At 32.5% G+C, this 23,698-nt stretch carries 25 protein-coding genes; 8 read left to right on the top strand and 17 right to left on the bottom strand.

Annotated elements, in window-relative coordinates; all coding sequences use genetic code 11:
- Genes AC5SL4_RS04695 through AC5SL4_RS04685 form a run of 3 tightly spaced genes read left to right on the top strand, consistent with a single transcriptional unit; the run spans position 1 to position 1,899 of the window.
- Positions 1 to 438, top strand: a complete 438-nt coding sequence (locus AC5SL4_RS04695; RefSeq protein ID WP_011282304.1) for a hypothetical protein — start codon at positions 1 to 3, stop codon at positions 436 to 438.
- Positions 425 to 1,483: a cell division protein ZapE gene (gene zapE / locus AC5SL4_RS04690; RefSeq protein WP_494587170.1), complete on the top strand. Its 1,059-nt coding sequence runs from the start codon at positions 425 to 427 to the stop codon at positions 1,481 to 1,483. The genes AC5SL4_RS04695 and zapE overlap by 14 nt, the downstream gene beginning before the upstream one ends.
- The gene (locus AC5SL4_RS04685; protein ID WP_006997968.1) at positions 1,480 to 1,899 is read left to right on the top strand and encodes a secondary thiamine-phosphate synthase enzyme YjbQ; all 420 of its coding nucleotides are present in this window, start codon (positions 1,480 to 1,482) and stop codon (positions 1,897 to 1,899) included. Before zapE ends, AC5SL4_RS04685 begins: the two co-directional genes overlap by 4 nt.
- On the opposite strand, the gene AC5SL4_RS04680 is transcribed toward AC5SL4_RS04685, so the two are convergent.
- From AC5SL4_RS04680 to AC5SL4_RS04600, 17 genes are all read right to left on the bottom strand, one after another.
- Positions 1,896 to 3,317 carry a cryptochrome/photolyase family protein gene (locus tag AC5SL4_RS04680; RefSeq protein WP_494587169.1) on the bottom strand — a complete coding sequence of 474 codons (1,422 nt, stop codon included), beginning with the start codon at positions 3,315 to 3,317 and terminating at the stop codon, positions 1,896 to 1,898. The genes AC5SL4_RS04685 and AC5SL4_RS04680 overlap by 4 nt on opposite strands.
- A gap of 6 nt (positions 3,318 to 3,323) precedes the next feature.
- A complete protein-coding gene (locus tag AC5SL4_RS04675) occupies positions 3,324 to 4,454 on the bottom strand; it encodes a diaminopropionate ammonia-lyase (protein WP_494587168.1) in 1,131 nt (376 codons plus the stop codon).
- Positions 4,455 to 4,469: 15 nt separating this feature from the next.
- On the bottom strand, positions 4,470 to 5,795 hold the full coding sequence (glnT, locus tag AC5SL4_RS04670) for a type III glutamate--ammonia ligase (RefSeq protein ID WP_006997971.1): 1,326 nt from the start codon (positions 5,793 to 5,795) through the stop codon (positions 4,470 to 4,472).
- 43 nt (positions 5,796 to 5,838) lie between these two features.
- On the bottom strand, positions 5,839 to 7,155 hold the full coding sequence (locus AC5SL4_RS04665) for an FMN-binding glutamate synthase family protein (RefSeq protein WP_006997972.1): 1,317 nt from the start codon (positions 7,153 to 7,155) through the stop codon (positions 5,839 to 5,841).
- Positions 7,156 to 7,157: 2 nt separating this feature from the next.
- Complete coding sequence (locus AC5SL4_RS04660) at positions 7,158 to 7,838, bottom strand: GltB/FmdC/FwdC-like GXGXG domain-containing protein (protein WP_494587167.1); 681 nt, start codon at positions 7,836 to 7,838, stop codon at positions 7,158 to 7,160.
- Positions 7,839 to 7,841: 3 nt separating this feature from the next.
- Positions 7,842 to 8,720, bottom strand: coding sequence for a class II glutamine amidotransferase (locus AC5SL4_RS04655; protein WP_271616134.1), 879 nt, complete (start codon positions 8,718 to 8,720; stop codon positions 7,842 to 7,844).
- Between the two features lie 12 nt (positions 8,721 to 8,732).
- Positions 8,733 to 8,885 carry a hypothetical protein gene (locus tag AC5SL4_RS04650; RefSeq protein ID WP_020169607.1) on the bottom strand — a complete coding sequence of 51 codons (153 nt, stop codon included), beginning with the start codon at positions 8,883 to 8,885 and terminating at the stop codon, positions 8,733 to 8,735.
- Between the two features lie 60 nt (positions 8,886 to 8,945).
- The gene (locus AC5SL4_RS04645) at positions 8,946 to 9,170 is read right to left on the bottom strand and encodes a hypothetical protein (RefSeq protein WP_006997976.1); all 225 of its coding nucleotides are present in this window, start codon (positions 9,168 to 9,170) and stop codon (positions 8,946 to 8,948) included.
- 11 nt (positions 9,171 to 9,181) lie between these two features.
- On the bottom strand, positions 9,182 to 10,582 hold the full coding sequence (locus AC5SL4_RS04640; RefSeq protein ID WP_494587166.1) for an ammonium transporter: 1,401 nt from the start codon (positions 10,580 to 10,582) through the stop codon (positions 9,182 to 9,184).
- 125 nt (positions 10,583 to 10,707) lie between these two features.
- Complete coding sequence (locus AC5SL4_RS04635) at positions 10,708 to 11,109, bottom strand: hypothetical protein (RefSeq protein ID WP_006997978.1); 402 nt, start codon at positions 11,107 to 11,109, stop codon at positions 10,708 to 10,710.
- Between the two features lie 9 nt (positions 11,110 to 11,118).
- The gene (locus AC5SL4_RS04630; protein ID WP_006997979.1) at positions 11,119 to 12,543 is read right to left on the bottom strand and encodes an FMN-binding glutamate synthase family protein; all 1,425 of its coding nucleotides are present in this window, start codon (positions 12,541 to 12,543) and stop codon (positions 11,119 to 11,121) included.
- Positions 12,543 to 13,397 (bottom strand): GltB/FmdC/FwdC-like GXGXG domain-containing protein, encoded by an 855-nt coding sequence (locus AC5SL4_RS04625; protein ID WP_011282296.1) that lies wholly within the window; start codon positions 13,395 to 13,397, stop codon positions 12,543 to 12,545. Before AC5SL4_RS04625 ends, AC5SL4_RS04630 begins: the two co-directional genes overlap by 1 nt.
- Positions 13,385 to 14,329, bottom strand: a complete 945-nt coding sequence (locus tag AC5SL4_RS04620) for a class II glutamine amidotransferase (RefSeq protein ID WP_011282295.1) — start codon at positions 14,327 to 14,329, stop codon at positions 13,385 to 13,387. The genes AC5SL4_RS04625 and AC5SL4_RS04620 overlap by 13 nt, the downstream gene beginning before the upstream one ends.
- Before the next feature lie 24 nt (positions 14,330 to 14,353).
- Positions 14,354 to 15,823 carry a glutamine synthetase family protein gene (locus AC5SL4_RS04615; RefSeq protein WP_027307086.1) on the bottom strand — a complete coding sequence of 490 codons (1,470 nt, stop codon included), beginning with the start codon at positions 15,821 to 15,823 and terminating at the stop codon, positions 14,354 to 14,356.
- 72 nt (positions 15,824 to 15,895) lie between these two features.
- Positions 15,896 to 17,224 (bottom strand): NAD(P)/FAD-dependent oxidoreductase, encoded by a 1,329-nt coding sequence (locus AC5SL4_RS04610; protein ID WP_020169599.1) that lies wholly within the window; start codon positions 17,222 to 17,224, stop codon positions 15,896 to 15,898.
- A 100-nt stretch (positions 17,225 to 17,324) separates the two neighbouring features.
- Positions 17,325 to 17,675, bottom strand: coding sequence for a hypothetical protein (locus AC5SL4_RS04605; RefSeq protein WP_494587165.1), 351 nt, complete (start codon positions 17,673 to 17,675; stop codon positions 17,325 to 17,327).
- A 3-nt stretch (positions 17,676 to 17,678) separates the two neighbouring features.
- Positions 17,679 to 20,006 carry a trimethylamine N-oxide demethylase gene (locus AC5SL4_RS04600; RefSeq protein ID WP_494587164.1) on the bottom strand — a complete coding sequence of 776 codons (2,328 nt, stop codon included), beginning with the start codon at positions 20,004 to 20,006 and terminating at the stop codon, positions 17,679 to 17,681.
- A gap of 114 nt (positions 20,007 to 20,120) precedes the next feature.
- Here AC5SL4_RS04600 and tmoX point away from each other — a divergent pair, with 114 nt between their 5' ends.
- The 5 genes from tmoX to tmoW all read left to right on the top strand — a co-directional run bounded on the left by tmoX (position 20,121) and on the right by tmoW (position 23,692).
- Positions 20,121 to 21,065, top strand: coding sequence for a trimethylamine N-oxide ABC transporter substrate-binding protein TmoX (gene tmoX, locus AC5SL4_RS04595; protein ID WP_494587163.1), 945 nt, complete (start codon positions 20,121 to 20,123; stop codon positions 21,063 to 21,065).
- Between the two features lie 89 nt (positions 21,066 to 21,154).
- Positions 21,155 to 21,634, top strand: coding sequence for a hypothetical protein (locus AC5SL4_RS04590; protein ID WP_494587162.1), 480 nt, complete (start codon positions 21,155 to 21,157; stop codon positions 21,632 to 21,634).
- 34 nt (positions 21,635 to 21,668) lie between these two features.
- Positions 21,669 to 22,046, top strand: a complete 378-nt coding sequence (locus AC5SL4_RS04585) for an MORN repeat-containing protein (RefSeq protein WP_020169594.1) — start codon at positions 21,669 to 21,671, stop codon at positions 22,044 to 22,046.
- 11 nt (positions 22,047 to 22,057) lie between these two features.
- The gene (locus AC5SL4_RS04580) at positions 22,058 to 22,594 is read left to right on the top strand and encodes a hypothetical protein (protein WP_494587161.1); all 537 of its coding nucleotides are present in this window, start codon (positions 22,058 to 22,060) and stop codon (positions 22,592 to 22,594) included.
- 72 nt (positions 22,595 to 22,666) lie between these two features.
- Positions 22,667 to 23,692, top strand: a complete 1,026-nt coding sequence (tmoW, locus tag AC5SL4_RS04575; RefSeq protein WP_271626174.1) for a trimethylamine N-oxide ABC transporter ATP-binding protein TmoW — start codon at positions 22,667 to 22,669, stop codon at positions 23,690 to 23,692.
- Positions 23,693 to 23,698 lie beyond the last annotated feature (6 nt).

Here is a 23,698-nt window from a genome sequence, read left to right as displayed (position 1 = left end):
ATGTTTCTTAAGTTACTCGATAAATTAGGAAGAAAAAAAGTTGTTTTAGATCGTGGACCTTCCCACCCCAAATTTAATGAAGCTAAACCCTGGATGAATAGATATTATGTTTTATTAAGACATAGGCCTAAATGGTTTCCATTTAATATTTTATTACATGAAATGTTAGCAGACGATCATGGGGAAGGGGTTCATAATCACACATTTCCTTACATAACTGTTATATTAAGAGGGGGGTATTGGGAAACGTTAAAAAATGGAAGATTTTGGAGACCGCCTGGATATATTGGTTTTAGATCAGCAAATAATTTACACAGAGTTGATCTTAAACCAGGAACAAGACCTCTTACATTATTTTTATCTGGTCCTTTTGGATTAAGAAAAGGGCCTAGATCAGAATATGGTATAGATTTTAAAACAACAAATGAATTTAAATAAATTATTTCTTAGTTATTGTAAAATTAACAATTTAGAAATTAATCCCAATCAATTAGGCTCAATCGATGAGCTGAATTTATTCTATAATCAAAACTTTAATAAATCACTTCTAAAAAAAATATTTACTAAACAAAATTATAAAACAGGGTTTTATTTACAAGGGGATGTGGGTGTGGGTAAAACCATGATACTAAATTTTTTTTATAATAAATTTGATAAAACTAAACAAAGATTTCACTTTAACGAGTTTATGATTAGTTTTCATGACTTTGTATTTAAAAACAAAGAAAATAAACAAGAAAATATTATAGATAAATTTGTTCAAAAACTAAAAAATAAATCTAAATTAATTTATTTTGATGAGTTTCAGGTTACAAATATTGTAGATGCTATGATTTTAGGTAGCTTATTCAAAAAAATATTTGATGAGAATATTAAAGTTTTATTTTCATCAAATACTAAAATAAATGATCTTTACAAAGATGGATTACAAAGAGATCAATTTCTTCCCTTTATTAAAATAATGAAGGAAAGATCTTATGAGACACAATTAATTATCCAAGATGATTATAGGAAGTCTGTAAAAAACAGAAATGAAAGATATTTTTATCCATTAAATGAATCAACTAATTTTAAACTTAATAAATTTTTTAGAAAAATAACAAAAAATCTTACTAATCAAGAAATGATCTTAAGTATTAAAGGTAGAAAGCTTACTATTAAGAATTACTTTAATGGAATAGCACGTTTTGATTTTAAAGAGTTATGTTCTAAAAATATTGGAGCTGAAGATTACATTAAAATAACTGAAGTATGCAATTTTATTGTTATAGAAAATATTCCAATTTTTAATAGTGATAATTCTAATCAACAACAAAGATTTATTACTTTAATTGATATTCTTTATGAAAAAAATATACCACTTATGATAACTTCTCAACTACAATTAGATTTATTAAGCTCTTCTGAAGATTTAAAAAAGATATTTAAAAGAACCATTAGTAGGTTGTATGAATTAACATCTATTAAGTATACGAAGTTATGAGACAAGAGTTTTTTAATTTAGAATTGAGTACTAATGGCCAGAGTCTCTATGAATTTACAAGCGAAACTAATAAATGGATCAAGGATAATGAATTTAATAATGGAATTATCAATATAAGTATTCAACACACCAGTGCTTCTTTAATAATTCAAGAGAATGCTGATCCAGATGTTCAGAGTGATTTAGTAAATTTTTTTAATAAGCTCGTACCTATGGACAATTCCCTTTACATCCATACAGCTGAGGGAAAAGATGACATGCCTGCACATATAAAATCTGCGTTAACTAATAATCAAATCTCTTTAAGCGTTAAAAACAATGAGTTATTACTTGGTACCTGGCAGGGTTTATATCTTTTTGAGCACAGAATTGAGAAGCAAAAAAGATTGATTATTCTTCATTATTTAGGAGATTAGTTTTTTTTAATTGTTTTAAAAGCATCTAGAGCAGCATTTCTTGCTTCAACGTGATCTACAATTGGTTTTGGATAGTTGATACCAACAATTAATTTAATCTGTTCTTGGTATTTGGTTTCAAGTTCCCATGGCTTGTATAAAAATTTATTAGGCATGTTTTTAAGTTCAGGAACCCACTTTTTTGTATAAATCCCATCTTTGTCAAATTTTTCACCCTGGAGAATAGGATTGAAGATTCTAAAGTATGGAGCTGCATCTGCACCACATCCTGCAACCCATTGCCATTGAGCAACGTTACTAGCTTCATTATAATCAACTAAACAATTTTTAAAATGTTTTTCACCCTCCATCCAATGAATTCTTAAATGCTTAACAAGAAAAGAAGCAACAATCATTCGAACTCTATTGTGCATCCATCCTGTTTCGTATAGTTCTCTCATTCCAGCATCTACAATAGGGTATCCTGTCATGCCTGCTTTCCAAGCTTTAAGAAATTTATCATTTTTAACCCAAGGAAAATTGTCAAAATCTTTTCTAAGATTGCCTTTTAACATTTGTGGAAAGTAATTAATTAAACTATGAGAAAATTCTCTCCATCCTAATTCATTAATATACTTTCTATATCCAATTTTTTTAATTTTAATGTCTTGGCATTTCTTCCAAATTGTTTCTACATGTATTTGACCAAATTTTAAGAAAGGAGATAACTTGGAGGTTCCATTAACACCTGGAACATCTCGTGCATCACCATAGTCCTCAATTTTATTATTTATTAATTCTTGTAAATATTTTTTAGCTTCTTTTTCTGATGGGTTCCAGTATTTCTCAAATTTTTTATACCAATTTTTTTTAGGTAAAATTTCTTTTATAGAAATTGAATTTTTAAATATGTTTATCTTTTTAGTTTTTGATTTAACTTGTATTAATTTTGAAGGTGCTTTTGAAATATAATGCTGTTCAGTTTTTTTCCAAAATGGAGTGAATACTTTATAGGGAGTGCCATCGTCTTTAGTCATTTCTTGAAATTCTACAAGAATGTTTCCTTTAAAATATTTATATTGAATCTCATTTTTAATAAATAGATCTCTTATCTTTTTGCCTTTATTAATTACATCTGGCTCATAAACTTTACTCCAATAGACAGTAACATCATCTTTCTTTTTTAAAATTGATAATACCTCTAGTTCATCACCTAACTGAACTTCCAATGTGATATTTAATTTCTTTAGATCTATACTTAAATTTTCTAATGATTTGGACAGCCACCATTTTTGAGCCTCTCTTTTTTTATCAAAGTTTTTTGGGTTATATATATAAAGAGCACTTACATACTCATGATTTTGAGTTGCTGTCGCTAAGGCTTCGTTATATTCAATTCTAAAATCTTCTCTAATCCAAACAATGGCTTTTTTTGTCATATTTACTCAGATTTTTTGCAATCCATCACTTAGTAGTTTTTGATACATTGCACTATCAGTTAAACCTTCACAACCAAATAAAAGTACATTTGATTGTTCATTTAACTCTAGCTTATCTAGGTATTCTTTATTGTTAAATGAGCTTATTAACGCGATTATACCTGGGACCGCACATTCACCAGCTATTATTTTTTCATCGGATAAACACTTTTCTGTTAGCAATGCTACAGTAGTTGAGATTGCTTCATCAGATATAGTTAAACAATAATTCGAAGAATTTTTTAAAATTTCCCAGGCAATACTTGATACATCACCACATGACATTCCACCCATTACTGTTTCCTTTTTAATATCAACACTTGTGGGTTTATTATTCTTAATACTTTGAAATACACAGTCTGCATTTTCTGGTTCAACAATAATAAATTTTGGAATGTTTTGTGATAATTTTGCAAAGCCAGCAATCATTGCTGCAGCCATTCCACCAACTCCAGCTTGAAGAAATACGTGTGATATTGAATTAGATTTTACTTCATCTAAAATTTCTTTAATCATTATGGTGTATCCAGCCATAATTAATTTTGGTACTTCCTTGTAACCTTCCCAAGACACATCTTGCACAATTTCCCAATTATTTTCTTTAGATTGTTTTATGCATTCTTTTAATGAATTATCATAATTACCTTTAACTCTAATCACTTCAGCATCCAATTTACGCATTGCTTCAGCTCTAGATTCACTAACAAATTCACTTATAAATATTTTACATTTTAATCCAAGTCTTTGAGCTCCCCAGGCTACAGATCGACCATGATTTCCAGCTGTTGCTGTTGATACAGTTATATTCTTTTTTTCACTGGCAATCTTGTAAACAGCAAAAGCTCCACCTAAAGCTTTAAAAGATTTTAGATCAAACCGTTTATCCTCATCTTTGTAGTAAATATTTTTAAACTTTAATTCATCATTTAGTTTATTTAATTTAACCAATGGAGTGGGGGCATAATTATCCCAACTAGATATAGCCTTAATTGCTTCATCTATAAATTTTTCTGGAAGTTGCGTAAGTATATTTTCTTTATTAAATTTATAATTTTTATTCTCTAAAAATGATGTAATAGACCAAAGGTCTTTCTGCATGATTGATTTCATTTATTAACAATCAAGAGTGCTATTTTTTTCCCAGTGAGTTACCGAGCTTTTTTTATCAAATTTTTCTTCTTGATTAAAATCATTAATTTCAGACCTTTTTAACTTTAGATAGCTTTTAATAGTATCACCGCCAAATGCTTCCTTAATTTCTTTACTATTTTCTAGTTGATCTAATGCATCTTCAATTATGTCAGGTAATTTTTTTAGGTGAGGGTAATTTTTATGATCAGTGTACATATTACAAGATAAAGGTTCACCAGGATCTATTTTATTATTTATTCCATGTAAACCAGCAGCTATTACTCCAGCTTGAAGCAAATAAGGATTTACTGCTCCGTCCATTAACCTTAGTTCAAATCTACCTTTATCTGGAATTCTTATCATATGAGTTCTATTATTTCCTGTATAAGAAATACTACTAGGTGACCATGTAGCTCCCGATTTTGTTGGTGGTGCATTTATTCTTCTATAACTATTAATTGTCGGATTAAAAAATGCTGTCAAAGGCTGAGTAAGTTTCATAATTCCACCTAGAAAATTATATGCTAATTTGCTCAAACCTAATTTGTCTCCATTATCTAGAAATTTATTAATTTTTCCATTCCATAAAGAGATGTGAGCATGACAGCCATTTCCTGTTAAATTGCTAAAAGGTTTTGGCATAAATGTTGCTCTCAAACCATGTTTTTCAGCTAATGATTTCACCATATATTTAAAGAATACATGTCTATCAGCTGTAGTTAAACAATCTGTATAATCCCAATTCATTTCAAACTGGCCATTAGCGTCCTCATGATCATTTTGGTATGGGTTCCAACCCATAGTAATCATGCTATCGCATATTTCTTTGATTAAATCATATCTCCTCATTAAAGCAGACTGATCGTAACAAGGTTTTGATTGAGTGTCTCTTGCATCAGCAATTTTACTCCCATCTTCTGAGATCAAAAAATATTCACACTCTACACCTGACTTCATGACTAAATCTTTTTTATGTAATTTATTAATTTGCTCTTTGAGCATTACTCTAGGTGAAGCCTTAACTGGTTTACCATACATATATAAATCAGAAGCTAACCAGCCAATTTCTTTGTTCCAAGGCAATTGAATTAAACTTTTAGGATCTGGTAGAGCAAACATATCCCCATCTGCAGGAGACATATCTAGCCAAGTTGCAAAACCCGCAAAACCCGCCCCATTCTTTTGCATGTCTGCAATCGCTTGTGCTGGTACTAATTTTGATCTCAAGACACCAAAAAAATCTACAAAACTAATCAAAAAATATTTTATTTTTTTAGCTTTAGCAATTTTAGATAAATTAATAGGCATATTTTATTTCTTAATTTACAACTGTTAATTAGTCTTCACAATACTATTTTTTATTTTTTAGTCCTGGTATCCAATCTGTTCCAGCCAGCGGAACTCTTGCCATAGCTGCAGCTTCTACTGTTAAAGCTGCTAAATCTTCAGGTTCTAAATTTCTTACATCTGATTTTCCATTTGCTCTTGCTAATGTTTGCAACTCTAGGGTTAATGTGGATAAATAATTTTTTAATCTTTTACCCCCCTCTATAGGATTGAGTCTTTTTTCTAGTATAGGATCTTGTGTAGCAACACCTACAGGACATTTTCCTGTATGACAGTGATGACAGTAACCTGGCTCTGTTCCAAGTTTTTCGTAATCTTTTCTATAAAGATCTGCATTACAATTTAAAGCCATCATAGCAGCAGATCCTATTGATACAGCATCTGCTCCCATTGCAATTGCTTTTGCAACATCAGCACCAGTTCTAATTCCACCAGAAACAATTAATTGAACTTTTCTATGCATGTTCAATTCTTTTAAAGCATCTACAGATTCTCTTAAGGCACCAAGAGTTGGTATTCCCACATGTTCTATAAAAACATCTTGTGTTGCAGCTGTTCCACCTTGCATTCCATCTAACACAACAACATCAGCACCAGCTTTTACTGCTAAAGTCGTATCATAGTATGGCCTTGCTGCTCCAACTTTTATATAAATTGGTTTTTCCCAATTTGTAATCTCTCTCAATTCTTGAATTTTTATTTCTAAATCGTCAGGTCCTGTCCAATCTGGATGTCGACAAGCACTTCTTTGATCTATGCCCTCAGGTAAAGTTCTCATACCAGCAACTCTTTTATTAATCTTTTGTCCAAGAAGCATTCCACCCCCTCCAGGTTTTGCGCCTTGTCCCACAACTATTTCTATAGCATCTGCTTTTCTTAAATCATCTGGATTCATACCGTATCGAGAAGGTAATAATTGATATACTAGATATTTAGAAGATCCTCTTTCTTCTTTTGTCATGCCTCCATCTCCAGTGGTTGTCGAAGTTCCCATAGCAGAAGCACCTCTGCCTAAAGCTTCCTTTGCATTGGCACCTAAAGCTCCAAAACTCATTCCAGCAATAGTAATTGGTATATCTAATTTAATAGGATTTTTTGCAAAACGGTCCCCAAGTATTACAGAGGTATTACATTTCTCTCTATAACCTTCTAATGGATATCTAGACATGGAAGCTCCTAAAAATACCAAGTCATCAAAGTCTGGAACTTTTCTTTTAGCACCCAATCCTCTGATTTGGTAAATTCCTTCCTTAGCAGCTCTTTGAATTTCTTTAATTGTTGAAGATGGAAATGTTTTAAATTCTTTTAAATCTTTTTTCATAACTAATATGAGCTCACATTATCAATTTTAAAATTATATAAATTTCTCGCAGATCCATATCTTTTAAATTTTTTAGCATCCTCAGATATATTCAAATCTTTAAAAATCTTATTTAATTCTTTTATATTTTTATCATCCATTTTTTTTTCTATACAATCAGAACCTAAACTTTTAACCTTACCTTTAACAAATATTTTAGCCTCATAAATTGAGTCTCCTAAATCAGCATCAGCGTCTCCCAAAATAATTAAATTACCTTTTTGAGCCATAAATGCTGACATATGACCAACAGATCCCTTTACAATAATGTTAATCCCTTTCATTGATATGCCACATCTTGAACTTGCGTCTCCTTCAATAATTAAAGAACCACCATGACCAGTTGCACCAGCAGATTGAGAAGCATTGCCTTTGATAATTACTTTACCAGACATCATGTTTTCAGCTACACCCGTTCCAACATTTCCGTGTACGGTAATAGAAGCATTTTTATTCATCCCAGCACAATAATAGCCAGTGTGTCCTTTTATTGAAACTTCAATATCATCTTTTAAACCTGCACAAATAGCGTGTTGACCTTGGGGGTTTAAAATTTGGAAACTTCTGTTATTTTTTTCTCTACTAACATTTTGTAGTAGTTGATTAATTTCTCTTAGTTTTTTTTTATTTAGATCTAAATTCATAATTTACCAGTGATAAACAATACCAGGTTTTGGTTCAAAAATTTTAGCTGTGTTTACATTTGGCAAGTGCGCCATACATTGAAATTCTGAAGCAACCGCTACATAATCTTTTGTTTCTGCAACAACTGCTGGCTTGCAAGCTATTTCATCTCTCAACAATGCAAAACCATCTTTAGTACCAGCTATAAAGGTGTAAAAACCATCCAAATCTTTTAGGCTATTCTTTAGGGTTTCTTCTAGATTTTCTCCTTTTGAAATTTGATTAGAGATGTAACCAGCCGCAACCTCAGTATCATTTTCTGAATTAAATTTCTGACCTTCTTTTTTTAAAGATCTTCGAATGTTGTTATGATTTGAAAGAGATCCATTATGAACCAAGCACTCATCCTCTGATGTAGAGTAGGGATGAGAACCTTGAGTTGTAATTGCACTTTCTGTTGCCATTCTAGTATGCCCTATTGCATGAGTTCCTGAAAAAGAAGATAATTTAAATTTTCTAACAACGTCTTTAGGGTTACCTGTTTGTTTAAAAATATTAATACTTTTACCATAACCCACCAAAGAAACTTCTTTTAATTTAGAGTCTAAGATTTCTAATACTTTTTTTGGTTTTTCATCTGTTTCAAGCACTACATGATCTGAAAAAGTTTTAAGTGTTATTTTTTTTAAAAATTTAGATATTTTTTTTTTAAATTCTTTATCTGTTAATTGATTTAAACAAATAGAGTATTTAAATTTATTCTTATTTTGCTTTGTATATATTGCAAATCCAGCACTATCAGGGCCTCTAGTCGCCATACCATCAAGCATTCCAGACAGAAATTTACCAAGATCTTTTTCGTATTTTTTTGTTTTAAGATAAATTCCTACTATTCCACACATAGATTTTTAAGTTTATTTAATTAAAGATATTAAAAATTCCTTATAGTAGAAAATATTTCCTACTACAATGATGATAATAGCTGCTATCACTCCGTACTTTGCTTTTGGAAAAACGACACCTCTCATCTTACTTGGTCTTTGATCTTCTTGATTATTCTCATTCATATAGAATTTTTATAAAAAAAAGGGCGCCACAATTAAGCAGCGCCCAAAGTTTATTTAATATTACCAGTCGGTAATATTGCTTTTATGATCATTTGCACCATGTCTTTTCTTAGCTAATCTTGAGAGTTTTTCACTCTCAGATTTAGCTGTGATGACATGCCACCCAATCCAAAAAACTACACCAAGAATAACTAGCAAAGTTTCAGTGGATCCAGCTCCCGGATAAATGGCTCCGACAACCTCTTCTGCACTTAAATGATCTATCCAGTTTGTAACTGTAGCCATATTTTTCTCCTTTACCTAGTTGAAGAGGCGACCGCTTTTTCAGCTTCTCTATCGTCCTCCATTATTTCATAGTCTAGTCCAGCTATTTCAACTTCACGTGGTATTCTTAATTTACCAAATGCACTTAGTATTTTAGCTAAAACATAACCTGGTAACATTCCAAGAACTCCGAACATTATAATTGCTCCAAGGAATTGTCCCAGTGGATTGATTGATGCATAAGTTGATCCGTCCCACATAGCTCCAACACTGTATCCAGATGAAGGATAGCCATTTAAAACAAATCCACAAATTACAAGACCAACAAACCCTGCATAACCATGCACTGCTACTGCACCAACTGCATCATCGATTTTGAACTTACGTTCAACCCAGTAATGCATTTTATATGCAATAACTACACCGATCGCACCAATAAGCATTGCTTGTATCGGGTGATACAAATCATTACCTGCAGATGCACAGATGATACCAGCCAGTCCACTTGAGTAAGTCCAGAATGGATCACCTTTAGCGACCACGTATCCAGCCAATAATCCACCTGATAGTGACATCAAGAAGTTATAGGTTATTCCACTCAGTGTGGTTGGGGTTACATATATGTTTGTTGCTGTCCAGTATGTGACACCTTCCATTCCATACTCAGGTCCAAGATCAAATATTGGTATATTACATGCCGCATAAAATCCCCAGAAACCAGTATAGATTAAAAATAATCCAACTGTAACTAGCCATGGATTTCTTGGTCCTATATTTCTTGGTTCACCACTTGATGAGAATTTTCCAATTCTAGGTCCTAGTACGATTAGAACACCTAAAGCAAATCCACCCGCAATTGCGTGAATTACTCCTGATGCATAAGCGTCATGATACCCTAAAATTTTAAGCATCCATCCATCAAAGTGCCATCCCCAAGCAGCATCAATTACCCAGAAACACGAACCAATTGCAATTGCTAAAATACCAAATGCAAAAGTTGTAATTCTTTCAATGATTGCTCCAGAAACAATTGAAGCAGCTGTCCATGAAAATAGTAAGAATGCAGCCCAGAATACTCCACTTATACGGTCACCTAAGTTGACAGCCATAAATTCAGTATTTGCCACATACCATTTCGCACTAAAAGTACTTTCATCAGTAATTAATGCTGAACTCTCATTCATTATTGAAGGTGCTATTCCCGGTCCTGTTGGGAATGCCCAGTAAATCCACCAACCAAAGAAAAACCAGGTTACCGTTACTAGTGGTATTACCATGGTATTTTTCATTAAAGTATGTTGGTGATGCTTGTATCGTGAGGCTCCAACTTCATACATACAAAACCCGACGTGAATCAGGAACATTAATACCACTGTTACCCAGTAGTAAAATTCTGTAAATATAACTGTAAGAGCGCCTAATTGATCATCCATAATCTCTCTCCTATTAGTTTTAAGAAAGACTATAAAATTTATAGAGACGTGACAAACTATACATTGCTTAAATAAGCAAGTAATAACTACAAGTTTTGAAAAATAATCAACCTTTGATTGAGGTACTAAAACTTAAGGTAAGCTTTTTTCAAATCAACAAGAGGGTGTTTTTTAGACATTTGAAACTTAACTAAAAGCTCTCTTGCGATCATATCTCTGTCTTGTTGGTTGTTTGGCAATTTGATTGATTTTGGAATTGTAACCCAGCCATTTGCATTTCTACAAAATACAGCAGGTCTATCTTCTTCATAACCCATGTGTATATCTTCTAGCCAATTAAGATCATCCCATCCCATTGCTTCAATATACTTTTTTAAGAATGGAGTGATTTTTTTATAATCAGGGAGTAAGTTAACATCATATCTATAACCAATATGTTGCCCAATCATTTTTTCTCTAGCAGTTTCTTTAGACTTTCCACCTAGATTTTCTTTTTTTACTTTTATTTTCGTTTTTTTCTTAACCATATTTACCTCTTATATTTTGTGATAGTTATCAACACCAACAGTGAAGTTGGTTCCTGTTAAAGGAACTTTTGCTAGTGCAGAAGCTTCCATTGTTAGTGCAGCTAAATCCTCTGGTTCTAATGAGTGAATATTAGTTTTACCACAAGCTCTTGCTAAAAGTTGAGCCTCTAATGTCATTGCATGCAAGTAATTATAAACTCTTAAAGCAGCATCATCAGGATTTAATCTAGCTCTTAATTTAGGATCTTGGGTTGCAACACCAACTGGACAACGACCAGTGTGGCAGTGATAACAGTCACCAGCCTTAACACCCATTTCTTTTTCAAAGTTTGCTTCTGGAATATCTTTATTGCAGTTTAAGGCTATTAAAGCACCAGTTCCAATTGCTATTGCATCAGCACCTAAGGCTAAAGCCTTCGCCATATCAGCACCATCTCTAATACCACCTGCATAAATTAAAGTTACCTGTCCAGTTTTACCCACATCATCAATAGCTCTTCTTGCTTCTCTGATTGCAGCAATTCCTGGGATACCAGTATTTGCAGCAGCTATATGTGGACCAGCTCCAGTTGAACCTTCCATACCATCTAAAAAGATTGAGTCAGGATTACATTTTGCAGCCATACGAACATCATCATAAACTTTTGATGCACCTAGTTTTAACTGAATTGGTACTTTGTTTTTTGTAAGTTGTCTTAATTCTTCAACTTTTAAAGCTAAATCATCTGGACCTAGCCAGTCGGGGTGTCTTGCTGGAGATCTTTGATCAATACCAGATGGTAAAGATCTCATTTCTGCAACTTGATCAGTAACTTTTTGACCCATTAAATGTCCACCCATTCCAACTTTTTGTCCTTGACCAATAAACACTTCTATTGCATCAGCAAGTTGAGCGTGGTGAGGGTTAAACCCGTATCTTGATTGAATACATTGATAGTACCATTTTTCAGAATATCTTCTTTCATCTGGAATCATTCCACCCTCTCCTGAACAAGTAGCACTTCCAGCCATTGTTGCTCCTCTTGCTAAAGCAGTTTTAGCTTCATAAGAAAGCGCACCAAAACTCATACCTGTAATATATACTGGTATATCTAGTTCAATCGGGTTCTCACAATTAGGACCGATAATAGTTTTTGTTTCACATTTTTCTCTATAACCTTCAATTACAAATCTAGTAAGAGTTCCTGGTAGGAATACTAAATCATCAAATGTTGGAATTTTTTTCATTAATGCCATTCCACGCATTCTGTATCTTCCAAGTTGAGCTTTGATGTGAATATCGTCTATAACTTCAGGAGTAAAAATAGCATTGTGACCTAATAGACTTTTATTTCTTTTACCATCTTCATGTGCATGAACATCAGCTTTTCCACCAACACTACCTTTAGCTTTTTTTAATTTTTTTTCATTTTTTTTTGTTTTCTTTTTAGCCATTAGATAGCTCCTTTCTTTTCATGAGGTTCTAGATTGTCATAGTTCCAAAGTTTTTTACCAGCTACAATTTTAGTCATTTTACTAACATCAAATTTTTCACCAATTTCTGCAACTTTTAATTTTCGTTTTAACCAATCTTGATCACTAGCAGTTAGATCAGCAGGCACAGCATCACTTCCAAATGATCCTATTTTTCCACCAATAAAGATTGTGCCATCATACATAGAGTCACCCAAGTTTATTCCAACATCACCAAGAATAATTATTCTTCCTCTTTGCATCATAAAACCAGTGAACGCTCCAGCATCACCACCAACAATGATAGTTCCACCCTTCATGTCAATTCCAGTTCTTGCACCAACACTTCCTTTGCAAATTAAATCACCACCTCTTATAGCGGCACCAAAGCAAGACCCTGCATTTTTCTCTATAACAACTTTTCCTGCCATTAAGTTTTCTGCACAAGACCAACCAACTCTACCATTAATTCTAACAGTAGGTCCATCACACGACCCCATACCAAAATAACCTAAACTTCCCTCAAAAATTAAATTTAATTTATTTAAAATACCAACCCCTAAACTATGTTTACCTTGAGGGTTTTTAATAACAATTGTGCCAAATCCTTGGCTCATTAAGTTATCAATTTCTTTATTAGCTTCTGGAGCTGTCATATCTTTAACATCTAGCTCTGTTCTTTTATTAAAATCTACATCGTAAGTTCCAAAATAATAAAGGTTTTCACCTTCATCAGGATTAAAAAACTTTTGTTGAGTTCTTCCTGTTAAAACTTCTGAGTGCATACCCATTGACTGGGCTTTAGTTTTTTTCTCTGTATTCTTTAAATTTGCCATACTTTTACCTCTCCATCAAATGGATCATATGTATCTATCTCTTGTGGTAGAACTGATCTGATTGCTATTTCTTCTGAGCCCATTGCCACTAAATCATCTGACTCATAAAGAACCAAAGGTTTTGCAGCCATAGTATCTTTTGCCATTCCTAAAGAATCTTTAGTTGCAACAAAATATGTAAACACTCCATCAAGACCTGTTAATGAAGCTTTCATGCCCTCTTCAAGGCTTGCTCCTTCTTTCATTTTTTGAGCAATATAAACCGCTATTAATTCTGAATCGCACTCAGACATAAATCTCATGCCTTTATTTTCAAGCATTCTTCTATTGTTCCAATAGTTAGTTAACTGACCGTTATGAACTACTGATACATCACTGAAAGGATAACCCCAAAAAGGGTGGGCTGATTTAATATCTACACCAGATTCTGTAGCCATTCTTGCATGGCCAATTGCATGAGTTCCAACTACTTTACCTAAATCATACCTATCAAGAACCATTTGAGCATTTCCTAAATCTTTAATTACCTCTAAGGATTTTCCCATAGATAAAATTTCAACACCTGGAATACTTTCAATCTTTTGTGAAAATTCTAGTAGATCTTTTACATCATAATCAAGCTCATATCTCAAAGAGTAGGGTAAAATTCTTTCCTCTTTTACTATTTTAGCACCTAGTTCAGATAAATATTGATCAACAATTTTCTTTCTTTTGTCATAAACAGAAACATCTTCCATTATGGATGAACTTCCTTCACCAACATTTTCTCCAACTTTAAAACGCATGATAAAATTTTTACCATCAGTATCTCCATACAAAGCATAACCTGTAGAATCTTCTCCTCTATGTTTTAAAGCTTGAAGCATTCCTTGTAGCTCACTTCCTACATTGGATGATTTTCCTCTATGTATTAATCCTGCTATTCCACACATATATTTCCCCTATTTTATTAAAGATTACGGTAGACAATCTAGATAAGTATCTAAGTCCCACTGAGTTGTTGCCCCTAAAAATCTTTCCCATTCATCATTTTTATACCAATGGAAAACTTTATACATTTCATCTGGCATAGCTGCTTTGATCACTTCATCTTCTGCCAGACGATCTAAAGCTTCACCTAGACTTAAAGGTAATTTTTTAACTTCTTTACCAGCTGCCTGAGCATCGTACATACTTCTAGATTCTGGTTTTCCTGGATCAATATTATTTGTTATCCCATCATCAAAACATTTCAATAATCCTGAACCCATCAAGTAAGGATTATGCATTGAGTCAACTGAACGATATTCAAATCTTCCTGGTGCAGAAACTCTTAATCCACATGTTCTGTTTTGAAATCCCCAATCAGCATAAACAGGAGCCCAAAAACCTGTATCCCATAATCTTCTATAAGAGTTTACAGTTGATGATCCAATTGCAGTTAATGCACCTAAATGTTTCATTACTCCACCAATTGCTTTTAATCCAACCTTACCTGGTAACTGAATATCTTTAGTATCAGGCATAAAGTAATTAGTTCCACCTTCAACATAAGTGAAAACTTCATCCATCGCTGGTATTGATTTGTGGGATAATTTATTAACTTTATCTTTTCCACCTTTCCACAAAGACATATTAGTATGACAACCACTTGCTGACACTCCCATAAAAGGTTTTGTCATAAAGCAAGCTATCAAATTAAACTCTCTTGCAACTTGAGCACAAATTTGTCTATAAGTTGAAAGTCTATCTGCATTTCTTAATACGTCATCATACATCCAGTTTAATTCTAATTGTCCTGGTGCATCCTCATGATCACCTTGAATCATGTCAAAGCCCATTGCTCTAGCGTATTCAAAAACTTTCATAAATACTGGTCTTAACGACTCGAATTGATCAATATGATAGCAGTAGGGTTTAGAAAAACCTTTACCTGTTGGTGAACCATCTTCATTTTTAGTTAACCACATCATTTCAGGCTCTGTTCCAACTCTTAATTGGTAGCCGTGTTTCTTTTTAAATTCTTGAGCGTGTATTCTTAAATTTCCACGGCAGTCTGAAGTTAAGTGTGCACCTGGGTTTTCTCTTTCTTCTCTATTTCTAAAGCAAGTAACAAACACTCTTGCAACTTTTTTATCCCAAGGGAGTTGGCAAAAAGTTTCAGGATCAGGAATACCAACTAGCTCTTTTGCTTCTGGACCATAACCAATATAATCTCCATGACGATCAACAAATAAGTTAGCTGTAGCACCGTAAACTAATTGAAAACCTTTTTCGCAAGTTCTTTCCCAGTGATCAGTAGGAATACCTTTACCTACAACTCTTCCAGTTACTGAAATAAATTGAAAAAAAATATATTCAACACCTAGCTCATTAATCTTAGCTCTAACTTGCTTTACTAATTTGTCTCTACCAGGTTGTCTTACGTGTCTATCTAAATCTGTCATTATCTCTCCCTCTAATGAATTTTTATTTAACGAACCGTAACTGAAAAATTTATTAGTGTCTAGGCTTGAAGTTTAACTCCAAGGGAACGGACTGTTAGAAGTTGGGTGAAGTTCACCTTTCTCGTAACGGTTGAATCTAAACGGTTTTAATAAATCACTTTCAGTTCCAAGAATTTCTTTTGCAACAAGTTCACCAACACCAATCATTTTGTAACCGTGGTTAGCATCAGCAATCATATAAACATTTTCTAAAAATTTATCAAAAATTGGAAATGAGTCAGGGGTCATGCAACCAAGTCCACCTGAAGGGCCTTTTCTATAAAGATCAGATTTTCCTTCAAATCTTTTTTGACAATGAGCTAAAGCCGAGCACCACATATCATTAAACTCTTCTGTAGTTTGAAATTCAGGAGATTCAATTCCATAGGGGTCAACATTAACTTTATCAAAATGTTTATCAACTATGTAGGGTGACGTTCCGCCTTGTACTCCCAAACCTTCAATATCAGGTTTATAATAAATTCCCCAAATCTTATCTGTAATTAATTTTTTTGTTTTATCTGAATATAAAGGAGCCGTAGAGTCGACATGAATTACAGGTGGTTGACCACCATTGTCCATTTTTAAAAAATCTGCATCAACCCCAATTACACCTTCTTGCAACATCCAGTATTTCCACATTTCAGTTTCATGAAATTTACCATCATTATCCTTAATTTTTGCAGTTTTTGGAAGCTCTAACATATTCCAAAAATCTCTCACCCATGGGCCAGCCCCGACAACAACTTGATCGCACTCAATAATACCTTTGTCTGTTTCAACACCTGTAACAGCTTTACTGTTACTACCTCTTTTAAAACCTGTAACAGTTACCCCTTTAACAACCTTGACCCCATTTGATGTTGATTTTTCTTCAAGCGCTTTAATAGAATCTTTATTAAATGCGTAACCACCTTTTTTTTCATGAAGAACTGAAGTTATTCCTTGAGCCTGCCAATCACTAAACATATTTTTCATATACTTCATACAGTCTGCTTCACCTTCTATAAATTCTGAATCGTATCCTATTGCTTTTTGCTGTTTAGCTATTGAAGCAACATCTTCGTGCATAACCTCTGGTGAAATTTGCAAATAACCGACAGAGTTATATTTAAATGCTTTGGGATCACTTTCCCAAACCGATACTGAGTGAGCCATTAATTCTCTCATAGCAGGCTGAAAATAATTATTTCTAACAACACCACAAGCAATTCCACTTGCACCTGCTGCAATATCTTTTTTTTCTAGAACAACTATGTCATTTTCATTTTTATAAGTTTCAGAAAGTTTCCATGCTGTACTTAAGCCATGAATTCCACCACCTATAATTACTACTTTTGCTTTTTTTGGTAAAGTTGACATACCCAAACATTATTTTTCTGGATAAAAAAAAATACAATTTTTTATAGATCTATAAATTATATATATAAATTATATATTATAGATTTTTTTTAAAAAGTGACTAATAACTTATCTTTTTCAGCGTATCTAAATATTCTTTAAACTCATTAATAAAAGACTCGCTAGGCATTATGTTTTTTATTCGCTGGTCAGTTGAAGTCTTTTCAAGACGAAAGAATCCTTTTTCACAAGCTTCATTAATAATCAATGCAGATTTTGGTCTAGAAGTTTTGAATAGTTTTGTCTTTAGCCCTTCAACAGATAGCTTTTCATTATGTTTGTAAGCTGACATTACAAGTAGCATCATATGATAATGAGAAGGGGATTTTCTAAAAAAATAGTTACTTGAAGTATGGGATTGCTTCATCTGGTCTTCCCAAAAACTTAAAAGATCTTTACTGCTATCTGGCATTTATTACGCTCTAACTCTTGATTTTGTTGGATCGTAGAAAGGAAAGGGTACAACTTTCGCTCCAATTCTTTTTTGATGACCATCAAGTTTACCAATTTCAACTTCAGTTCCAATCTCAGAATATTTTACATCTATTCTACAAAGCGCAATATTTTTCCCAAGTTTAGGTGATAGCATTCCACTTGTTATCACACCTACCTGACCACGACCTACATGAACACAATCTCCATGTACTGCCGGTTCATGACCTACTAATTCCAGACCAACTAATTTTTTTTGTGGATTTGCTTTTCTTTTAATTAATTCTTCTTTACCTATAAAATCATCTTCCTTAGTTTTAAGTGGAACTGTAAAACCAATTCCTGCTTCAAAGGGATCTGTTTGATCATCAAACTCATAACCATAAAAAATAAGTCCAGCTTCAATACGAACCATATCTAAAGCTTCTAAACCTAATGGAGTAATATTAAATTCTTTTCCTGCTTCCCAAACCTTATCCCAAACTTCAGAAGCATCTTTTGGATGACACCATATTTCATATCCAAGTTCACCAGTATAACCTGTTCTTGAAATCATAATTGGAGTTCCTGTTTCATGATCTATTCTTGCAATATTAAATTTAAACCATTCAAGTTCAGTGATTGATGGTTGGATTGGCGCCGTCCATACAAACTTTTCTAAAATTTTTCTACTATTTGGACCTTGAACAGCAATGTTGTGAATATGATCTGTTGCAGATTTTATCCAAACTTTATAATTTTTCTTCTTTGCTTGTTCTTTTAACCATTCACCACTGTATTCATCTCCACCTATCCACCTAAAATTATCTTGCCCCATTTTAAATAAGGTTCCATCATCCAGCATGCATCCATTTTCATAACACATAGCCGTATAAACAACTTGGCCTACAGATAATTTTTTAACATTTCTAGTTAATGTGTATTGCATTAGGTTTTCAGCATCAGGACCCAAAATTTCAAATTTTCTAAGAGGAGAAAGATCAGTTGCTATCGCACTTTCTCTACAAGCTGTATATTCTTTTATTGTTCCAGAGTTAGTAAAGTTATTAGCCAACCAAAACCCTTTATATTCAACAAAATTTCTTGTTAGCTCTGATGTCTTTTTATGAAAACCTGTTTCTTGAGTTAGTTTTGGTTCAGAGTCTGTTTTCATTCTAAATGCTATTGCTTTTGAATATTTTTTATCTTTTGAGTAAGTCCTAACAAATATATCAGTGGGATTCCAGCCATTTGCAGCATCAACATCACATGGGCAAGCAGATGATATGCAGGTTAAATCCTTTAAAGCTCTAAATAAAACATAATCTCCTGGTCTTGACCAAGGTTCATCAAAAGATGCAACATTGTTAGCGTCAATTCCTGTATTAAAAAAAAGATTTATTGCCGACCAACCTTTTCTAGAATTGACGTCATATTTACCAAGCTTATTATTAAAATTATCTGTACAATTTATGTGCCCCATATATCCCATATCTTCATAATATTTTGATGTGCAAGCAAGATTAAAAGTGTCGTGTCTACCAACTGTATCTCTTACAACTTCAATCATAGCTTCATGATCACCATCATAAAACTTTGAAAATAATCCTGGCCCTGGATAAGCTCCACCCATAAAAGTTCTGGTTGCCTTATCATCTATGATACTTTCAATTCCATCATTTAACTTTTGTGTATCAAAAGCCAAAAAATCTGAACATTGTCTTCCACCTGGATCAATTATTTGAATATATTCACCAGCTTTAACCTGATAAGTTTCAGCAGTTCTTCTTTTTATAAGCTGTTCTATAATTGGATCACTAAGTGGTTCTGGTAAAATGAATTGCTCATCTGTTTCTATAAATTTAGCTTTATTTAAAAAAATTGTTAAATCTGTGGGTGGATTTTGTTCATGAACATTCATTGCATTACCAGGTGCAGCAATCATAACTACGCATTTATCTTTAGAGGTTAATGTTATTTTTTCACCCATCACACAATCATCATTAAAAATAATTGATGATTTCGCATTGTTTAAATTAAGATTTTTTTTCTTAAGTAGTTTTGAAATTTTTTCATCATTAAAAATAGTTTTTTTAGAAAAATCACCATTGGCATTTTCTTTTAAATTTAAAATAGATAAATCAGACTTGCCTTTTGAATTGAAAACAATTATTTCACAAATTTGTTTTCCCTCTTCGTTTATTATCTCTATTTTATCTTCTGGTGAAACTTCAATTATTGATAAACCTCCACCTTTTACAAAGTATCGCTCAACTCCAGGTGGCAAAGTTCTTAAACCAGGATTTCTTATATCGTTACTAGTATGTAGCATTGTTACTGTAAATTTTACTTATTTGTTTGAAGCATAATATAATCAAAGGGGATTGACTATAAATTTAATAAGTGAGAACATGCTTATATAACTTAATATTAGGGAGAGAATAAAATGAAAAAGTTAATATCATTAATATCTGCTCTTGTTATTTCTGTTGTAAGTTTTGCAGGAATATCTAATGCAGCGGATAGTAAAAAGCCTATCGTGATCCCAACTCATAACTGGTCAAGTCAAATTGTAATGGCACATGTTATTGGTGGAATTTTCGAAAGTATGGGAAATAATGTAAAATATGTTAATGCCGATTCACAAGCAGTTTATGAAGCAATAAGAATTGGTGATGTATCAATTTCTCATGAAGTTTGGGAATCTGCTTTTGGTAAGTCATTTACTACAGCACTTGATAAAGGTGGAATTCTTGACTGGGGTGATCACGAAGCAAGAACTCTAGAGGATATGGGATATCCAAACTGGGTTGCTGAAAAAGGATTATGTCCAGGTCTACCAGATTGGACTGCTTTAAAAAATCCAGCTTGTGCTAAAAACTTTACAACACCTGACTCAGGTGGAAAAGGAAGAATGTTAGAAGGACCTCAAACTTGGCATGGAGATTTGATACCTCAAAGGGTTGATGCTTTAGGCTTAGGAGATCTATGGACAGTTAAATTTGCTGGAAGTGCAGACGCACTTTGGGCAGAATTAGTAGCTGCTGAAAAAGAAGGAAGAGGAACTATCATCTTTAACTGGACACCAAACTTCACTGATGGTGCTGGTTTTACTTTTATAGACTTCCCTCCATACTCTGCAGGTTGCAGACCAGAAGATGGTGGTGATGGTAAATGTGGTTCTCCAGATGGTTATTTGAAAAAAGCTGTAAATGCAGATTTTCCAAAAACTCATCCGGCTGCAGCTGCAGCATTTAAGAAAATGTCATTCTCAACAAGTCACATTGGTGCAATGGCAGCTTTAGTTGATGTTGACAAAATGACTCATGAAGATGCAGCAAAAAAATGGCTTGCAGACAATAAGTCAGTTTGGACTCCTTTTACTAAGTAAGGATAAAAAAAATAATCTGAAATCTCTCCCAACTTTTGTTGGGGGGGATTTTTTTACATATAATATTTCTAGAAATACTTACAATCTTAATGAAAAAAATTACAAAAATTATTAAATGTTTTTTTTACATTTTTATAAATTTATTTTTTTTTAATTTTGTTTTAGCACAAGATATCAATATTGAAGAGAGTGTTAGCCTTAGTTATGTATGCGAATTAGAAAAAAAAATACTTAAAAATTCTGAATATAATTACCAAACTTTTCTAGCAAAAGATTTAGAGGCTAAAGATTTAGAAAAATTTGAAATTAGTGCAAAACAGCCAAAAACACTTTTAATTAATGGCTTATCTTTATTTTTATCAAAAGAAGAAAGGTTAATCGTTAAAGTTGTAAATAAAGATATAGTTTTATTTAAAGCTATCGATAAAGAAAAAAATTACTCTGAGTCCGGAATTATAGATAGAAAATCAGGTGAATTAATTCACGAAATTACAAAAAAATTAAAAAGTGAAAACTCTGAAAAAGATATTTCTTTTTATTCTTGTAGCGAAAATGAGAAAAAAGTCTGATTTTTTTTAATTTAATTTTGTGTAAAATATAACAATGAAAAAATATTTACTTTATATAATTTTAAGTTTTTTAATTACATCTATAGCGTTAGCACGAAGCACAGGATGTAAGGAAGGAAACTGTGAAAATGGTGTTGGTAAATGGGTTTATACAGATAAAACAACCTATGAAGGCCAATGGGTTCAAACAAAAAAACATGGTCAAGGAACCGAAACTTGGCCTAATGGATATATTTATAAAGGTGAATTCAAAAATAGTGAGTGGAGTGGTCAGGGAATTTTAACTTTTCCAGACGGATCAACTTACGAGGGGCAATGGAACAAAGGTTTCATGAATGGTGAAGGAAAGTTTACTTGGTCTGATGGTAAAGAAAAAATTGGAATTTGGAAAAATGGAAAATTACAAGAATAGCTAAAATAATAATGAAAAATAAACTAATAAAATTATCTGACGAACTAAACCAATTTATTGGTCTTATTTTTATTACAGCAGCTGTAATTCTATCTTTTGTAATTTTGAATATTTTTTTTGGCCAAGGAGATGAATTAGTTAAAAAAATGAAAATTGAAGAAGAAAGAATTGCACAAGAAAGAAAACTTAACGAACTAACTGCAAGTCTACCATCTGGCATTTTAGTAACGTTTGATGGAACAAGTCACTTTAAGTTAACAGATGAACTGTATGAAGCAGTTTGTAATGCCACAAAAATTATTCCACAACGTGCAATTATGGGTGCAAATTTTTTAAATTTTAAAGCACATGAAATTTATACAATGAATGGCAATCTAATTGATGAAACATTTGTTAAATGGGACAAAGAAAAAAACAAATGTTTTGCCGGTTACAAAGTAAGTGGAAATAATGTTGGGATAGATGAAACAATTACTGTTACAGGTGAGGCTTTAAGTTTTTTAAGCACAGGAATTGATACGAGAGTTTATTTTATTAAAAATTTTTAAGGAGGAAAAACAATAAATATAAACAATATACCGTGTATTTTATTTATATTTCGTATAACTTATTGATATATTATGAGCAATTCGGTTATTAAATGTGAGTCTGTTTACAAAATTTTTGGTGCTAATGCCAAGAAGATGCTTGATGAAGCAAAAGGAAATGTAGATGCCAAAACATTTCAAGACAATGGATGCATAGTTGGTGTAAACAACGCTTCTTTTGAAGTTGCAAAAGGTGAAATGCTAGTTGTGATGGGACTGTCTGGTTCTGGAAAATCAACATTACTAAGATGTATTTCTAGATTAACAGATGCAACAAGTGGAAAAATTTTTATAGATGGCCACGATTTGCTTTCATTAAACAACAAAGAATTAATTGAGCTTAGAAGGAATAAGATGGGTATGGTTTTTCAAAGCTTTGCTTTGCTGCCCCATAAAACAGTTGTTGAAAATATTGCTTTTCCGCTACAAATCAAAGGGATTAAAACTCAAGACAGTATCAATAAAGCAATGGAAATGGTCAAGCTTGTAGGTCTTGAGGGAAGAGAAAACTATTTTCCAAGAGAACTTTCTGGTGGGCAACAACAAAGAGTTGGTATTGCTAGATCATTAGCTGTAGAGCCTGATATTTGGTTTTTAGATGAACCTTTCTCAGCATTAGATCCATTAATTAGAAAAGAAATGCAGGATGAGTTTTTAAGACTTCAGGAAAAATTACAAAAAACAATTATGTTTATTACACATGATTTTGATGAAGCTCTAAGACTTGCTGACCGCATTGCAATTATGAAAGATGGAATTATTGAACAATTAGATACTCCTGCCAATATTGTATTAAATCCAGCAACTGAATATGTAAGAAAATTTACAGAAGAAGTTCCTCGAGGAAAGGTTTTAAAAATAGAAGATCTAATGGAAAAATCAGAAAATAAAAATTTAAGTGATTTTAAAGTTTCAAAAGATGAAATAATTGAAAATGTAGCTGAAAAAATTTTAACACAAGAAAAATCTGTACCTGTTATCGACAAAAATAATAACATTGTAGGATGTGTTCACCCTTCAAAAATAATTCATACTGTTTTTTCGAGGGAGAAAAAATAGAGATAA

The sequence above is a fragment of the Candidatus Pelagibacter sp. PS_02 genome (assembly GCF_059418065.1).
Note: the sequence above shows the minus strand (reverse complement) of the source record. Positions and strands in the feature narration are given on the sequence as shown.

Coding starts and splice junctions, on each gene's coding strand:
- AC5SL4_RS04655 (WP_271616134.1), bottom strand. CDS start 8,720: ATGTGTGGAATAGTAGGAATTTATCTTAAAACAAAAAAATACGAAAAA.
- AC5SL4_RS04605 (WP_494587165.1), bottom strand. CDS start 17,675: ATGCCAGATAGCAGTAAAGATCTTTTAAGTTTTTGGGAAGACCAGATG.
- AC5SL4_RS04665 (WP_006997972.1), bottom strand. CDS start 7,155: ATGAAAAAAGATTTAAAAGAATTTAAAACATTTCCATCTTCAACAATT.
- glnT (WP_006997971.1), bottom strand. CDS start 5,795: ATGCCTATTAATTTATCTAAAATTGCTAAAGCTAAAAAAATAAAATAT.
- AC5SL4_RS04630 (WP_006997979.1), bottom strand. CDS start 12,543: ATGGCTAAAAAGAAAACAAAAAAAAATGAAAAAAAATTAAAAAAAGCT.
- AC5SL4_RS04685 (WP_006997968.1), top strand. CDS start 1,480: ATGAGACAAGAGTTTTTTAATTTAGAATTGAGTACTAATGGCCAGAGT.
- AC5SL4_RS04615 (WP_027307086.1), bottom strand. CDS start 15,823: ATGACAGATTTAGATAGACACGTAAGACAACCTGGTAGAGACAAATTA.
- AC5SL4_RS04600 (WP_494587164.1), bottom strand. CDS start 20,006: ATGCTACATACTAGTAACGATATAAGAAATCCTGGTTTAAGAACTTTG.
- AC5SL4_RS04610 (WP_020169599.1), bottom strand. CDS start 17,224: ATGTCAACTTTACCAAAAAAAGCAAAAGTAGTAATTATAGGTGGTGGA.
- AC5SL4_RS04580 (WP_494587161.1), top strand. CDS start 22,058: ATGAAAAATAAACTAATAAAATTATCTGACGAACTAAACCAATTTATT.
- AC5SL4_RS04660 (WP_494587167.1), bottom strand. CDS start 7,838: ATGAATTTAGATCTAAATAAAAAAAAACTAAGAGAAATTAATCAACTA.
- AC5SL4_RS04590 (WP_494587162.1), top strand. CDS start 21,155: ATGAAAAAAATTACAAAAATTATTAAATGTTTTTTTTACATTTTTATA.
- tmoX (WP_494587163.1), top strand. CDS start 20,121: ATGAAAAAGTTAATATCATTAATATCTGCTCTTGTTATTTCTGTTGTA.
- zapE (WP_494587170.1), top strand. CDS start 425: ATGAATTTAAATAAATTATTTCTTAGTTATTGTAAAATTAACAATTTA.
- AC5SL4_RS04650 (WP_020169607.1), bottom strand. CDS start 8,885: ATGAATGAGAATAATCAAGAAGATCAAAGACCAAGTAAGATGAGAGGT.
- AC5SL4_RS04645 (WP_006997976.1), bottom strand. CDS start 9,170: ATGGCTACAGTTACAAACTGGATAGATCATTTAAGTGCAGAAGAGGTT.
- AC5SL4_RS04585 (WP_020169594.1), top strand. CDS start 21,669: ATGAAAAAATATTTACTTTATATAATTTTAAGTTTTTTAATTACATCT.
- AC5SL4_RS04635 (WP_006997978.1), bottom strand. CDS start 11,109: ATGGTTAAGAAAAAAACGAAAATAAAAGTAAAAAAAGAAAATCTAGGT.
- AC5SL4_RS04620 (WP_011282295.1), bottom strand. CDS start 14,329: ATGTGTGGAATAGCAGGATTAATACATAGAGGAAAATCATCCAATGTA.
- AC5SL4_RS04675 (WP_494587168.1), bottom strand. CDS start 4,454: ATGCAGAAAGACCTTTGGTCTATTACATCATTTTTAGAGAATAAAAAT.
- tmoW (WP_271626174.1), top strand. CDS start 22,667: ATGAGCAATTCGGTTATTAAATGTGAGTCTGTTTACAAAATTTTTGGT.
- AC5SL4_RS04680 (WP_494587169.1), bottom strand. CDS start 3,317: ATGACAAAAAAAGCCATTGTTTGGATTAGAGAAGATTTTAGAATTGAA.
- AC5SL4_RS04625 (WP_011282296.1), bottom strand. CDS start 13,397: ATGGCAAATTTAAAGAATACAGAGAAAAAAACTAAAGCCCAGTCAATG.
- AC5SL4_RS04695 (WP_011282304.1), top strand. CDS start 1: ATGTTTCTTAAGTTACTCGATAAATTAGGAAGAAAAAAAGTTGTTTTA.
- AC5SL4_RS04640 (WP_494587166.1), bottom strand. CDS start 10,582: ATGGATGATCAATTAGGCGCTCTTACAGTTATATTTACAGAATTTTAC.